Source organism: Micromonospora sp. NPDC048835 (assembly GCF_040649995.1).
GTDB lineage: Bacteria > Actinomycetota > Actinomycetes > Mycobacteriales > Micromonosporaceae > Micromonospora.
On record NZ_JBEZGM010000027.1, the window covers coordinates 1 to 12,602 of the forward strand.

Genomic DNA, 12,602 nt, shown 5'->3' on the forward strand with positions numbered 1-12,602 from the left:
ACCCCCCACCCCCCGCACCCCCCGCACCCCCGCACCCCCGCACCCCCGCACCCCCGCACCCCCGCACCCCCCGCTCCGCCCCGTCGATCATGGAGTTGTGGTGGGTGACAAAGCCCCCTCATGACGCCAAATCAGGCACCACAACTCCATGATCGATCGGAGTCGGGCCGCGATCTTGCACTTGCTGTCCCGGCGTAGGCGGCATTCCTCGCTTTTCCCCGACCGGAAACGCAAGATCGGCGTGGGCGGGGCGTTCCGGCGAGTTGGCGGTGGTTCGGAATGCTCCTGACGGGTATGCCGCTCCGCGCGGTGCGGCAAGGGACCCCCGCGCGCCGATGACGGAGTGCCAAGGAGCGGAGCGTCCCATGGCTCAGCGGAACAGCTCAGGTCGCGGCGCGACTGCGACAAGGACGAAGCGACAGGCCGGCAATCAGAGTCCGGGTACGCCCGGAGTCTCCGAGTCGGAGATTTCCCGGATGCGGGTGGACGACATCCGTGGGCAGTTGCGCAAACGCGGAGTCTCCGGGATCTCCGCTCTGCGCAAGCCGGAGTTGGTGAAACAGTTGGTGCGTTCGATGCGGGCCGGTGCGGGTCGGAGCAGCACGGGCCCGGCGGGCCGGGCTGCCGGCACCAGGGCATCGGCGGGTCGTGCGGCCGCCACCAGGAAGTCGGCGGCCAGGCCGGCGTCGAGCCGCGCGAAGGCCGCGCCGGCGAACAAGAGCGCGCCCGCGAAGCGGGCCGCCGCCACGAAGGCGACCGCCGCGCGGAAGTCGGCTGCGGCGGCGAAGCGGGCGCCGGCGAGGAAGACGACAGCCGCGAAGAAGACGACAGCGGCGAAGAAGACGACAGCGGCCGCGAGCCCGACGGCCGCGCGCAAGACCGCGGCCGCGAGCAGGACAACTGCCACCCGCAAGACCGCGACGGCCCGCAAGACCGCGGCAGCGCGGAAGACCACGGCGGCCCGGAAGACAGCGACGGCGCGTACCGCGCCCGCGCGGAAGACGGCGGCGAAGAAGGCACCGGCCAGGAGCGCGGCGGCGAAGCGCACGACGTCGGCCAGGAGCGCGGCGGCGAAGCGCACGACGTCGGCCAGGAGCGCGGCGGCGAAGAAGGCACCCGCCAAGAGTGCGGCCGCGAAGCGCACCGCACCGGCCAAGAGCGCGGCGGGGAAGCGTCCGCTGACGCGGTCGACCGGCGGCGGGACCGCGGCCGGCGGGATCCGGACCGGACGGGGTACGGGTCGGTCGGTCCGTAGTTCACAGGTGATTTCGTCGACGATGGACCGGCCGGAGCGTCCTGGGCGGAGCCTGATCACGGCGAACCACGAGGTGATCCAGCGGTGGGCCCGGGAACGTGGGGCGAAGCCGGCGACCATCGCCGGCACCGAACGGGATGGCCGGGCCGGTGTGTTGACCTTCAACATTCCCGGATACCGGGAAAGTAGCCGGATCCGCGAAATCACCTGGGATGAGTGGTTCTACACGTTTGACCTGCGTCGGCTGAATCTGATTTATCAGGAACAGTTGCGGGACGGCCGGCAGAGCAGCTTCTTCCGGACCGAGTCACCCGATCGGGAAGATGGTTGAGGTGTTTGCGGGAATGGGCGACGGGTATGCGCCTGTTGCCAACGGACGAGGCCGGAGCAGCGGATACTCGCCAGTTGTGACGGGCGAGACAGCCGTTCTGGGTTGAATCCAGAATCCGGGCGAACTAGCTTTATTGCACCGCGCCACGTTTGGAAACGTTCGGGGGAGCGGCGGATCGATCAGATCCGCGCACCAGACGAGGCGCGAGGGGACGGGTGGATCAACCGTTGGGGGACGGTGCCCACCTGTTTGGACCGGCGGCGTGAGCGGGCGATGCTTACGGGGGTGAGTGTTGCCCGCCGCCGCCGGCCCCACGGCGGGCGCCCACTACGACCTCAGGGACGTGGTGGGCGCTTTGCGTTGTTCATCCGGTCGGCGGGAGTGTTCGGCTCCGGCCCGGCGTAGCGCGGCGACGTGCCGCTCCCGGGGCGGTCCGGCGAGCAGGTGCCCGAGCGCGGCAAGCAGACCGAGCCCGGCCACGATCAGCCAGTGCCGGTCGCCGAGGTGCTGAAGGCTCACTCCGCCGAGGGTGGGTGCGACGAATGCGGCGGCCGGGAACGTCAGGTAGAAGACCGACTGGTAGCGCGCTCGTAGCTGTGGTGGTGCCAGGTCCGCGTTGATCTGCGCGTTCGGGGGTGCGGCGAGCATCGAGCCGACCGTCCAGACGACTGCGGCAGCCAGGTAGATGGCCAGTTCGTCGGCGATGGCGAGGACCCCGAAGCCGAGCGCGAGCAGCGCCGTGGAGGCGGCCAGGACGACGTCCTTGCGGTGCCTGTCGATCAGCCGGGGCACGAACAGTTGCCCGACCACGATCAACGCGCCGCCGAGTGCCACCACCAGCCCGTACGCCGATGGGCCCAGGCCGTCCGCGCGCATGGCCAACGGCATGATCGTCGAGGTCTGCATGGTGAGTACGGCGAGCACGAAGGTGAGCCCGACGAAGATCAGGAAGGTGCGGTCGGTGAGCGCGGTGTGCAGTCCCGGTCGGCGGGCGCGGACGGTTGTCGGTGCCGCGCTGGTGGCGGGCGGTCGGCCGGTCGCCGGCCGGGTCAGCCGCAGGGTTTCCGGCACCTTCCAGGCGATCACGGCGGCGGCGGTGAGGGTGGCACCCGCGTCGACGAGGAACAGCGCGGTGAAGCTTGCCTCGGCCAGGATGCCGGCGAGCAGCGAGGCGACCGCCATGCCCAGGTTGAACGCCCAGAACTGGAGGTTGAACGCCCGCGAGCGGCGTTCGGCGGGCACCACGTCGACGATCGCCGCGACGAACGCCGGGCTGGGCATCGAGTGGACCACGCCGATCAGCGCGGAGAGCACCGCGATCAGCAGCAGCGGTCGGGTGAAGGCGAGCGCCACCATCAGGCCGACGGTGGCCAGGTGCGCGGCGAGCAGGGTCGCCCGGCGGCCCCACCGGTCGGCGAGCACCCCGCCGAGCAGTACACCGGCCGCCCCGCCGGCCCCGTACGCGCCGACCACGGTGCCGGCCAGCCCTTCGCTCGCGCCGCGCACGTCGGTGAGGTAGAGCGAGAGGAACAGCATGGCGAAGGCGCCGGCCCGGTTGATCAGTAGGCCGGCCCAGAGGTACCAGAAGGTGGCGGGGAGCCCGCCTGCGGTGTCGTGCCACCAGCGCCGCAGGGCGTGCACCCGACCTCCCGACAGTTCAGGTTGTTAACTGTTTCCACTGCACAGTAGAAACTCGCGGCCCCACCGCGCCAGTCGTCAGGCGTCGGCGGGTTGCGGCGCCGGGGTGACGGCGACCGTTGCCAGCGCCTCACCGGAGCGGCGCAGCGCGGTGGCGCGCCGCTCCCGGGCCGGCCCGGAAACCAGGTGGGCCACCGCGGTCAGCAGGCCGAGCGCGGCGCAGCCGTACCAGAGCGCGTCGTTGCCCACGTGCTCGCGGACCAGGCCGCCGAGGATCGGCGCGCTGGCACCGGCGATCTGCCAGGAGAGCGAGAACACACCCTGGTAGCGGCCGCGCAGCTCGGCCGGGGACAGCTCGGCGATCAGCGTGGAGTTGGAGGGGGAGTTCAGCATCTCGCCGACCGTCCAGATGAGCACGGTCAGCCCGTAGAACCAGGCGGTGCCGGCGAACGCGGTCAACCCGAACCCCACGCCCATCACCACGGAGGCCAGCGCGAGCACGTGTGAGCGGCTGCGGCCCCGGATCAGTCGGGGTACGAAGAGCTGGCCGACCACGATGAGGATGCCGTTGAGCGCGATCACCGAGCCGTAGGTGGCCGGGCTCAGACCGTCGTCGCCCATCGCGATCGGCAGCATCGAGATGTGCTGGAGGAACACCAGCGCGGCGAGCAGATTGAGTGCCACGAAGCCGAGGTAGACCCGGTCGGTGAGGATCGTGCGCAGGGCGCCGAGCGGGACCGCCTTCACCGCGTCGGCACCTGTGGGGCCGGCCTGTCGGGTCTCCGGCACCCTGCTGAAGATGATCAGCGCGGTGATCAGCATGGTGGCCGCGTCGACCACGAACAACAGCAGGTAGTCGGCCTGTGCGGCGAGGCCGGCGAGGACGGCGGCGCAGGCGAAGCCCAGGTTGATCGCCCAGTAGTTGAGCGAGAAGGCGCGCAGCCGGTCCTTGGCCGGCACCACGTCGATCATCATGGCCCCGAACGCGGGCCGGGCCGCCTCGGCGAACATGCCGAGCAGCAGTGCGCCGAGCGCCACCGCCCAGAGGTCCCGGGCCAGCCCGAGCCCGAGCATCATGGCCGCCGCGCCCACGTGCGCGGTGAGCAGCGTCGGTCGGCGACCCCACCGGTCGGCCAGGGTGCCGCCGGCGGTCGTGCCGAATGCCCCGCCGACGCCCCAGAGGCCGATCACCAGGCCGGCCTGCGAGGCCGAGAAGCCACGTTCCTGGGTCAGGTAGATGGCAAGGAAGACGAGGACGAACGAGCCGAGTCGGTTGATCAGTGTCCCGGACCACAGGTACCAGAAGGTGGTCGGAAGGCCGCCGGTGGTGTCCCGGAACCAACTCCGCATCGTCCGCATATTGGCGCCCCGCTTGCAGTAATGACCGATGTGACTGGCGTGCCTTACAACCCTAGTGGCGGGCGGATCGGCAGGTCATCCGCTTTTTCACGTGGTGGTCGTCACGACGGCTGCCCGCGTGTCCGCCCGGCGGTTGAGGCAGGATGATCCGCATGACTGCGAGCGAAGGGCCCACCGTCGGGACGCTGGTCCTGCTGCGACACGGTGAGAGCGACTGGAATGCCAAGAACCTCTTCACCGGCTGGGTGGACGTCGACCTGACCGCGAAGGGCGAGGGCGAAGCGCGGCGCGGCGGCGAGCTGCTGCGCGAGCACAGCCTGCTGCCGGACGTCGTGCACACCAGCCTGATGCGCCGGGCGATCCGCACCGCCGAGCTGGCGCTCAACGCCGCCGACCGGCACTGGATCGCCGTGCGCCGGTCGTGGCGGCTCAACGAGCGGCACTACGGCGCCCTGCAGGGCAAGGACAAGAAGCAGACCCTCGACGAGTACGGCGAGGAGCAGTTCATGCTCTGGCGCCGGTCGTACGACACGCCGCCGCCGCCGATCGACGACAACGACGAGTGGTCGCAGGTGGGTGACCCGCGCTACGCGCTGCTGCCGACCGAGCTGATGCCGCGCACCGAGTGCCTCAAGGACGTCGTCGACCGGATGCTGCCCTACTGGTACGACTCGATCGTGCCGGACATCCTGGCCGGCCGGACGGTGCTGGTGGCCGCGCACGGCAACTCGCTGCGCGCCCTCGTCAAGCACCTCGACCAGATTTCCGACGAGGCGATCGCCAAGCTGAACATCCCGACGGGCATCCCGCTGCGCTACGACCTCGACCCGCAGCTGCGCCCGCTCACCCTGGGCGGCACCTACCTCGACCCGACCGCTGCGAAGGCAGCCGCCGCGGCGGTGGCCAACCAGGGCCGCTGAGCGACGACACGGGGCCCCCGGCCATCGCGGAGAGCGATGACCAGGGGCCCCTTTGCGTGCTCAGTCAGTTGCTGCTGGGCGTGCTCTCCCCGGTGATCAGGTAGATCACGTGCTCGCCGGCGTTCACCGCGTGGTCGGCGAAGCGCTCGTAGAAGCGGCCCAGCAGGGTGGCGTCGATGGCCGTCTCCACCCCGTACGGCCAGTCGTCGCCGAGCAGCACCGCGAACAGGTTCTTGTGCAGCTCGTCCATGGCGTCGTCGTCACGGTCCAGTTCGCCGGCGAGGTCGGCGTCGGGCTTCGCCAGCACCGAACCGATCTTCACGGCCATCCGGTCGGCGATCTCGGACATCTCGGTGAAGACCGTCCGCAGCTCGGCCGGGACGGCGGGGGAGGGGTGCCGGCGCAGCGCGGTCTTCGCCACGTGCTCGGCGAGGTCGCCCATCCGCTCCAGATCAGCGGCCACGTGCAGCGCGGTGATCATCGCCCGGAGGTCGGAGGCGACCGGCGCCTGTCGGGCGAGCAGGTCACAGACCCGCTCCTCGACGTGCCGGTAGAGGTCGTCGATCTCGGCGTCCCGCTCGATGACCGTCTCGGCGGCCTGCCGGTCGGCGGTGAGCAGGGCCCGGGTGGCCTGGCGCATGGCGGCGCGGACGCCCTCCGCCATGTCCACCAGCAGTTGGCTGACGATCTGGAGGTCGGCCCGGAACTCGTCGCGCATCATCACGTCCTGTGGTCGGTCGCCGCCGACGGGTGCCGGCGCAGGGGGTTGAGCAGGTGCGACGCCAACGGTAGGGCGCGCGGACGGACCCCGGATGAACCACGGTGAACGACGTCAGACGTGGGGGTGAACACTTCCGTAAGTGAGGGTAGTTCGTCCCGTTCTGTGTGGTAGCCAGGTTAACAATGACCCTACGATCGCCGGGTGGAGTGGGCGGTGGCGGTCGTGGTGGCCGTGGCGTTGGTGGCCGGTATGGCCGCCGGCTTGGTGCTGCCCAGGTTCCTGCCGAGGCGGGACGGCCGCTCCACGCCGACGGGAGGCGTCAGCTTCCGCTGGAGCAGGGGGAGGCCCGCGATAGTCGACGAGCAGCAGGCCGGGCTCGGCCGCCGGACGATCGACTCGCTCCGGGCCGGTGTCGTGGTCCTGGACGACGACGACGTCCCCGTGCTGATCAACCCGGCCGCCCGCGCGATGGGGCTGCTGCGTACCGGCAGCACCCCCGGATCCATCGCGGCGCACCCGCTGATCCGTACCCTCGCCGGCCAGGTGCGACGCACCGGCGTGCGGCGCGAGATCGAGCTTGACCTGCCCCGGGGTCGCGACAGCGCGGGGGAGAACCCGCTCGGCGTGCACCTGCGGGCGATGGGTCTCGGCAACGGCTTCATCGCGGTCGAGGCGGTCGACGTGACCGAGTCGCACCGGCTGACCCGGGTCCGACGGGACTTCGTGGCGAACGTGAGCCACGAGCTGAAGACCCCCATCGGGGCCCTGCAACTACTCGCCGAGGCGTTGCTTGACGCGACCGAGCCGGCCGACGCCGCGACGCCGGACCTCTCCGAGGACCTGGTGGCCGCCCGCCGGTTCGCCGAACGGATCCAGCACGAGTCGACCCGCCTGGGTCGGCTGGTGCAGGAGTTGCTGGAGCTGACCCGGTTGCAGGGGGCCGAGCCGCAGCCGCCACCGGAGCCGGTCGCGTTGGACTGGGTGATCGCCGAGGTGGTCGACCGGACCCGCACCACGGCGTCCGCGCGGGGCGTCGCGGTGACCGTGGACGGGCAGCGTGGCCTGACCGCGTACGGCAGCGACTCCCAACTCGCCACGGCGGTGGCGAACCTGGTGGAGAACGCCATCAACTACTCGGGCGAGGACACCACGGTGCGGGTGACCCTGCGGGGCGACGACGATCACGTCGAGGTCGCCGTCACCGACCAGGGCATCGGTATCGCCCCCACCGACGTGGACCGGATCTTCGAGCGGTTCTACCGGGCCGACCAGGCCCGCTCGCGTGCCACCGGCGGCACCGGGCTCGGTCTGGCGATCGTGAAACACATTGCGAGCAACCATGGCGGACGGGTCGAGGTGTCGAGCACTCTTGGTGGTGGATCGACGTTCACCCTCCGGCTGCCCGCCAGCCCACCGGACGACCTCCTGGCGACACTGCCGCCGGTTGGGATCGAGTCCGGTCCGGCTGGGCTAGGGCAGGTCTGACAGCAGATGGAAAGGAAATCCCCGTTGAGCCGCGTTCTCGTGGTCGAGGACGAGGAGTCGTTCTCCGACGCCTTGTCGTACATGCTCCGTAAGGAGGGCTTTGAGGTCTCGGTCGCTGCGACCGGCACCGACGCCCTCACCGAGTTCGACCGGACCGGCGCCGACATCGTGCTGCTCGACCTGATGTTGCCCGAGATGTCGGGGACCGAGGTCTGCCGGCAGTTGCGGCAGCGCTCCGCCGTGCCGATCATCATGGTCACCGCCCGGGACAGCGAGATCGACAAGGTGGTCGGGCTGGAGATCGGCGCCGACGACTACGTCACGAAGCCGTACTCGCCGCGGGAACTTGTCGCCCGGATCCGCGCCGTGCTGCGCCGGCAGAGCCCGGAGGTGGCCGAAGCGGGTGCGCCGACGCTTGCCGCGGGCCCGGTGCGGATGGACATCGAGCGGCACGTCGTGACGGTCGACGGCGGGGCCGTGCAGTTGCCGCTGAAGGAATTCGAGTTGCTGGAGCTGCTGCTTCGCAACGCCGGCCGGGTGCTCACCCGCGGCCAGCTCATCGACCGGGTCTGGGGTGCCGACTACGTCGGTGACACCAAGACGCTCGACGTGCACGTCAAGCGGCTGCGGTCCAAGATCGAGCCGGAGCCGTCCGCGCCGCGCTTCATCGTGACCGTGCGGGGTCTGGGCTACAAGTTCGAGCCGTGATCGGCGTACGCGAAGGGGGTCTGCGTTCGACGCAGGCCCCCTTCGGCCTGTTCCCCCTCGGTCAGCGAACGACCTTGATGTTGAAGTTCGCGGTGTCGAGTCGACCGTAGAGCCGCAACCAGAGCGGCAGCAGCATCTCGGTGCCCCGCGCGGTCGAGAGGTCGCCGAGGTCGATCACGTCGGTGTGGCCGAAGCTGACGAGCAGTCCGGTGACGATCCGCTTGGCCTCCGGATCGTCGCCGGAGACGAAGACACTGTGCGCACCTTCGGCGAGCTGATGAGGGTGCACCATCAGCTCGGCGGTCACCGTGTTGAGGGATTTGACCACCCTGGTCTGTGGAAACTCGCGCTGGATGCGTTCGGCGAGGGAGTCGGTGTCGAGCACCGACAGGGTGGGTGGAAAACCCGCACCGAAGTCGAGCGGGTTGGCGATGTCGAGCAGAACCTTGCCGGCCAGGTTCGGTGCGCCGGCCGCGGCCAGTGCCGAGAGCGAGCCGTTGCCGTTTGTGGCGTTCACGACCAGCTCGGCGCCGCTTGCGGCTTCGGCGAGGGTCGCCAGGCCGACCTCGGGGTGCTGCGCCGCCCAGTGGGCGTGGTCGCCGGCTCGGGTGGCCGCGACGTCGCGGGTGCCGATGGTCACCTGGTGACCCAGTTCCGCCGTGCGGGCGGCGATGGCTCGACCGACCGAGCCGGTGCCGAGAACTGCGATACGCATGTCGATCGATCCTCCGTCGGGACATCGAATCGGCTCGTGCCGATCGGAAGCAGGCTAACAGACAGGTCTGTCTACCACAGCCCCTGTGGAGTCGCAGGGGTGCTGGCGTACAGCCCTCTCTGGACGCCCGGAGGGGCGGCAGTGCGGTTGGTAATCCTCTGGAGCTGATGTCCCAAACGAGTCATCCGCCGTCGCCGGCCGGTGTCTTCCGCTGATGTCACAAGCGATTCAGCTCCAAAGCGCGCCGAACCCATGTCCCGCCCCTCGTCCCCGAGGCCGTCGCGAGGTCGTCGTGTCACGGTCGCGCAGCCCTCGCGGGGTCGCCGAAGCCGAGGGCACTGCCTCCGTAGACGGAGCCGTCTATAGGATCAGGGCTGTCATCAGCAGAACGAGGGAGCACCGATGCCCGCGCCCCGCACCCCGGCCGGCTCGGCCAGGGACCGGATCCTGGACACCGCGTTCCGGCTCTTCTACGCGCACGGGCCGCGCGGCGTCGGGGTGGACACGGTGATCGCCGAGTCGGGCGTGGCCAAGGCGACGCTCTACAAGCACTTCCCGCGCAAGGACGACCTCGTGCTGGCGTACCTCGATCGGGTCGACCAGGCGTGGTTCGGCGCGTTGCGGTCCGCGGCCCGGGATGCCGGCGACGAGCCGCGCGACCAACTGGTTGGGATGTTCGACGCGCTGACCGGCGCCTGTCGCCGGGAGGGCTACCACGGCTGCGCGTTCATCAACACCGCGGCCGAATCGTCCGCCGCCGGGCCGGTGCACGCCCGGACGGTCGAGCACAAGACCGTGGTTCGTGCCTGGGTGACCGAGCTGGCCCGCCGGGCCGGCGCGGCCGACCCGGAACTGCTCGCCCAGCAGCTCACCCTGCTGCTGGACGGCGGGCTCGTCGCCGGTGTGCTGGACGGCGACCCCCTGGTCGCCGACGCGGCGAAGCGCAGCGCTCGCACGCTTGTCGACGACGCCCTGCGCTGAGCGGCGACCGCCGGACCCGGGTCAGAACAGCTTGCGTAAGCCGGCAGCGATCTCGGCCACCTCCGTGAGGCGGCTCTCGGCCACGCCGATGACCAGGTCGTACGCGATGTCCTGGTTGGTGTCGTCGAGCTGAGCGATGGTGACGGCGCCGTCCTGGAGCAGGAAGGCGATGGCGACGATCCAGCCGATCCGCTTGTTGCCGTCCACGAACGGATGGTTGTTGACCAGGGAGTGGAGCAGTGCTGCGGCTTTTGTCCACACATCCGGGTAGGCATCTTCGCCGAACAGGTTGGTCTGTGGCCGAGCTACCGCCGACTCCACCAGCCCGGCGTCCCTGATCCCCACGCCCAGCTTCCGGGCGATGCCCGCCACGTCAGCGAGCGTGGGGTAACGGATCTCCGTCATCACTCCGCCAGGCGGGCGAGCAGGGCGGCGTGACGCTCGATGATCTCGTCTGCGAGGCCGCCGAACTCCTTGGCGTTACGCCGTGCCAGGTAGTCGTCGATCGCGGTGACGATGACGGCGTGCATCGACCGTGCCTCTTCGTCCGCAACGAGACGGAGCCGCCGTTCACGGTCGTCGTCAAGTCGCAGCGTCATGGCCATGCCAAAAATGGTAGCAGGATCGCTACCAAGATCCGCTAGATCTCGTCGGCCGGGTGCGGGGCGATCATGCCCTGCCTCGTCCTGGTCGCGCACAGCTCGGCCAGCCGCTCGTAGGCGGCAGCGCCGATCAGGGCGGTCAGCTCCGGCCCGTACGACAGGTACATCGGCTCGGTGCCGACGTGCGCGTCGGTGGAGGAGGTGCACCACCAGTCCAGGTCGTGCCCGCCGGCTCCCCAGCCCCGCCGGTCGAACTCGGACAGCGTGGAGACCAGCACCTTGCTGTTGTCCGGGCGCTTCACCCAGTCCTGGTCGCGGCGGATCGGCAGTTGCCAACAGACGTCGGGCTTGTACTCCAACGGGTGCACCCCGTCACGCAGCGCCTGCGCGTGCAGGGCGCAGCCGCCCCCACCGGCGAAGTCGGCGTCGTTGAGGAACACGCACGGGCCGTCGGCGCCCTGGGTGGCGGTGCGGCGGGCTGGGTTCTTGCCGTCGATGGTGTCCTCGTCGGTCCAGTTCTTGAACCCGCGCCGGAAGTGCTGCCAGGTCTCCGGGGTGAGCCGCTTGACGGCGTTGCGCACCCGCTTCTCGTCGTCCGAGTCGGTGAAGAACGCCCCGTGCGAGCAGCAACCGTCGGCGGCCCGGCCGGCGATGATGCCGTGGCAGCCCTTGCCGAAGATGCAGGTCCAGCGGGACAGCAACCAGGTCAGGTCGGCCCGGATCAGGTGTGTCTCGTCGGCGGGGTCGGCGAACTCGATCCACTCCCGAGGGAAGTCCAGGGGCACCTCGCGGCTGCGCGGGTCACCAGGGTCGTCCACCAGCACACGGAGCTCCATCGTCACTCGGCCCAGCCTACGCGCGGTGGCGTGCGCAGGCCGGTGAGCCGCGCAAACGTGTTGCGCTTAGGGTCTTCACCATGCGACTGGGTGTCCTCGACGTCGGATCCAACACGGTGCACCTCCTGGTGGTGGACGCGCACCACGGCGCACACCCGTGGCCGGCGCACTCCGAGAAGGTGGTGCTCCGGCTGGCCGAGCAGATCGGCCCCGACGGCGCACTGACCGAGGCAGGGGCGGACAGCCTGGTCAAGGCCGTGGGCATGGCCAAGGCGGCGGCCGCCGGGCTCGAGGCCGACGACCTGATCGCCTTCGCCACGTCCGCGGTGCGCGACGCCACGAACGCGGCCGAGGTCCTGGCCCGGGTCCGGGAGGAGACCGGCGTACGCCTCGAGGTGCTCTCCGGGGCGGACGAGGCGCGGTCGACGTTCCTGGCGGTCCGGCGGTGGTTCGGCTGGTCGGCGGGCCGGCTGCTGGTGCTGGACATCGGCGGCGGCTCGCTGGAGATCGCCGCCGGCATCGACGAGGACCCAGAGGTCGCGGTCTCGCTGCCGCTCGGCGCCGGTCGGCTGACCCGGGAGCGGCTGCGGGTCGATCCGGCCAGCACCACCCCGCCGTCGGCGGAGGCCGTCGAGAAGCTGCGGGAGTACGTGGACGGTCGGCTGGACAAGGTCGTCGACCAGATCACCCAGGTCGGCTGGGACCGGACGGTGGCCACGTCCAAGACCTTCCGGACCCTGGCCCGGCTGGCCGGGGCGGCACCGTCCGGCGCCGGGCTGTGGGCACGTCGCAGCCTGACCCGGGCCGGCCTACGGCAGGTCATCGGCTTCATCCGGCACATCCCGCCGGCGCAGCTGATGGAGTTGGAGGGGGTCAGCACGGGCCGGGCCCACCAGCTTCTGGCCGGTGCGGTGGTCGCCGAGGCGGTGATGCGCCGGCTGGATCTGGACTCGTTGGACATCTGCCCGTGGGCGCTGCGGGAGGGTGTCATCCTCCGCCGGCTCGATCAACTTGAGCCGATCTGATCCGCTGGCCGTTTTCGGTTGGTTTG

At 70.5% G+C, this 12,602-nt stretch carries 12 protein-coding genes and 1 pseudogene; 6 read left to right on the forward strand and 7 right to left on the reverse strand.

Going from position 1 to position 12,602, the window contains the following annotated elements; genetic code table 11:
- Positions 1–1,184: 1,184 nt before the first annotated feature.
- Positions 1,185–1,586 (forward strand): annotated as a pseudogene (locus AB0C15_RS26075) (hypothetical protein); the annotation flags it as partial.
- A gap of 327 nt (positions 1,587–1,913) precedes the next feature.
- On the opposite strand, the gene AB0C15_RS26080 reads toward AB0C15_RS26075, so the two are convergent.
- Both AB0C15_RS26080 and AB0C15_RS26085 read right to left on the reverse strand, forming a co-directional pair.
- Complete coding sequence (locus tag AB0C15_RS26080; RefSeq protein WP_357356141.1) at positions 1,914–3,227, reverse strand: MFS transporter; 1,314 nt, start codon at positions 3,225–3,227, stop codon at positions 1,914–1,916.
- A gap of 75 nt (positions 3,228–3,302) precedes the next feature.
- On the reverse strand, positions 3,303–4,583 hold the full coding sequence (locus AB0C15_RS26085; protein ID WP_357356143.1) for an MFS transporter: 1,281 nt from the start codon (positions 4,581–4,583) through the stop codon (positions 3,303–3,305).
- 152 nt (positions 4,584–4,735) lie between these two features.
- Here AB0C15_RS26085 and AB0C15_RS26090 point away from each other — a divergent pair, with 152 nt between their 5' ends.
- A complete protein-coding gene (locus AB0C15_RS26090; RefSeq protein ID WP_357229052.1) occupies positions 4,736–5,503 on the forward strand; it encodes a phosphoglyceromutase in 768 nt (255 codons plus the stop codon).
- A 64-nt stretch (positions 5,504–5,567) separates the two neighbouring features.
- Here the strand turns inward: AB0C15_RS26090 and phoU are convergent, their stop codons facing one another.
- Positions 5,568–6,221, reverse strand: a complete 654-nt coding sequence (gene phoU, locus AB0C15_RS26095) for a phosphate signaling complex protein PhoU (protein WP_151496297.1) — start codon at positions 6,219–6,221, stop codon at positions 5,568–5,570.
- A gap of 204 nt (positions 6,222–6,425) precedes the next feature.
- On the opposite strand from phoU, the gene AB0C15_RS26100 reads away from it, so the two are divergent.
- Together AB0C15_RS26100 and AB0C15_RS26105 are read left to right on the forward strand one after the other, a co-directional pair.
- Positions 6,426–7,709 carry an ATP-binding protein gene (locus tag AB0C15_RS26100; RefSeq protein WP_357356145.1) on the forward strand — a complete coding sequence of 428 codons (1,284 nt, stop codon included), beginning with the start codon at positions 6,426–6,428 and terminating at the stop codon, positions 7,707–7,709.
- A gap of 24 nt (positions 7,710–7,733) precedes the next feature.
- Positions 7,734–8,417, forward strand: a complete 684-nt coding sequence (locus AB0C15_RS26105) for a response regulator transcription factor (RefSeq protein ID WP_030329696.1) — start codon at positions 7,734–7,736, stop codon at positions 8,415–8,417.
- A 61-nt stretch (positions 8,418–8,478) separates the two neighbouring features.
- On the opposite strand, the gene AB0C15_RS26110 is transcribed toward AB0C15_RS26105, so the two are convergent.
- Positions 8,479–9,132 (reverse strand): NAD(P)-binding domain-containing protein, encoded by a 654-nt coding sequence (locus tag AB0C15_RS26110; protein ID WP_357356147.1) that lies wholly within the window; start codon positions 9,130–9,132, stop codon positions 8,479–8,481.
- 402 nt (positions 9,133–9,534) lie between these two features.
- Between AB0C15_RS26110 and AB0C15_RS26115 the strand changes: the two genes are divergently transcribed.
- Positions 9,535–10,113, forward strand: a complete 579-nt coding sequence (locus AB0C15_RS26115) for a TetR/AcrR family transcriptional regulator (RefSeq protein WP_357356149.1) — start codon at positions 9,535–9,537, stop codon at positions 10,111–10,113.
- A gap of 21 nt (positions 10,114–10,134) precedes the next feature.
- On the opposite strand, the gene AB0C15_RS26120 is transcribed toward AB0C15_RS26115, so the two are convergent.
- From AB0C15_RS26120 to AB0C15_RS26130, 3 genes are read right to left on the reverse strand one after another with little or no spacing between them, the layout of a single operon-like run.
- A complete protein-coding gene (locus AB0C15_RS26120) occupies positions 10,135–10,485 on the reverse strand; it encodes a type II toxin-antitoxin system death-on-curing family toxin (RefSeq protein ID WP_357356151.1) in 351 nt (116 codons plus the stop codon).
- 32 nt (positions 10,486–10,517) lie between these two features.
- Positions 10,518–10,718, reverse strand: a complete 201-nt coding sequence (locus AB0C15_RS26125) for a hypothetical protein (RefSeq protein ID WP_355005772.1) — start codon at positions 10,716–10,718, stop codon at positions 10,518–10,520.
- Positions 10,719–10,753: 35 nt separating this feature from the next.
- Complete coding sequence (locus AB0C15_RS26130) at positions 10,754–11,551, reverse strand: hypothetical protein (protein WP_357356273.1); 798 nt, start codon at positions 11,549–11,551, stop codon at positions 10,754–10,756.
- Positions 11,552–11,631: 80 nt separating this feature from the next.
- Here AB0C15_RS26130 and AB0C15_RS26135 point away from each other — a divergent pair, with 80 nt between their 5' ends.
- Positions 11,632–12,576 (forward strand): Ppx/GppA phosphatase family protein, encoded by a 945-nt coding sequence (locus tag AB0C15_RS26135; protein WP_357356154.1) that lies wholly within the window; start codon positions 11,632–11,634, stop codon positions 12,574–12,576.
- Positions 12,577–12,602: the final 26 nt, after the last annotated feature.

Excerpts from the sequence above, each read along its gene's own strand:
- AB0C15_RS26115 (WP_357356149.1), top strand. The coding sequence starts at position 9,535 with ATGCCCGCGCCCCGCACCCCGGCCGGCTCGGCCAGGGACCGGATCCTG.
- AB0C15_RS26125 (WP_355005772.1), bottom strand. The coding sequence starts at position 10,718 with ATGGCCATGACGCTGCGACTTGACGACGACCGTGAACGGCGGCTCCGT.
- AB0C15_RS26085 (WP_357356143.1), bottom strand. The coding sequence starts at position 4,583 with ATGCGGACGATGCGGAGTTGGTTCCGGGACACCACCGGCGGCCTTCCG.
- AB0C15_RS26090 (WP_357229052.1), top strand. The coding sequence starts at position 4,736 with ATGACTGCGAGCGAAGGGCCCACCGTCGGGACGCTGGTCCTGCTGCGA.
- AB0C15_RS26135 (WP_357356154.1), top strand. The coding sequence starts at position 11,632 with ATGCGACTGGGTGTCCTCGACGTCGGATCCAACACGGTGCACCTCCTG.
- AB0C15_RS26110 (WP_357356147.1), bottom strand. The coding sequence starts at position 9,132 with ATGCGTATCGCAGTTCTCGGCACCGGCTCGGTCGGTCGAGCCATCGCC.
- phoU (WP_151496297.1), bottom strand. The coding sequence starts at position 6,221 with ATGCGCGACGAGTTCCGGGCCGACCTCCAGATCGTCAGCCAACTGCTG.
- AB0C15_RS26130 (WP_357356273.1), bottom strand. The coding sequence starts at position 11,551 with ATGGAGCTCCGTGTGCTGGTGGACGACCCTGGTGACCCGCGCAGCCGC.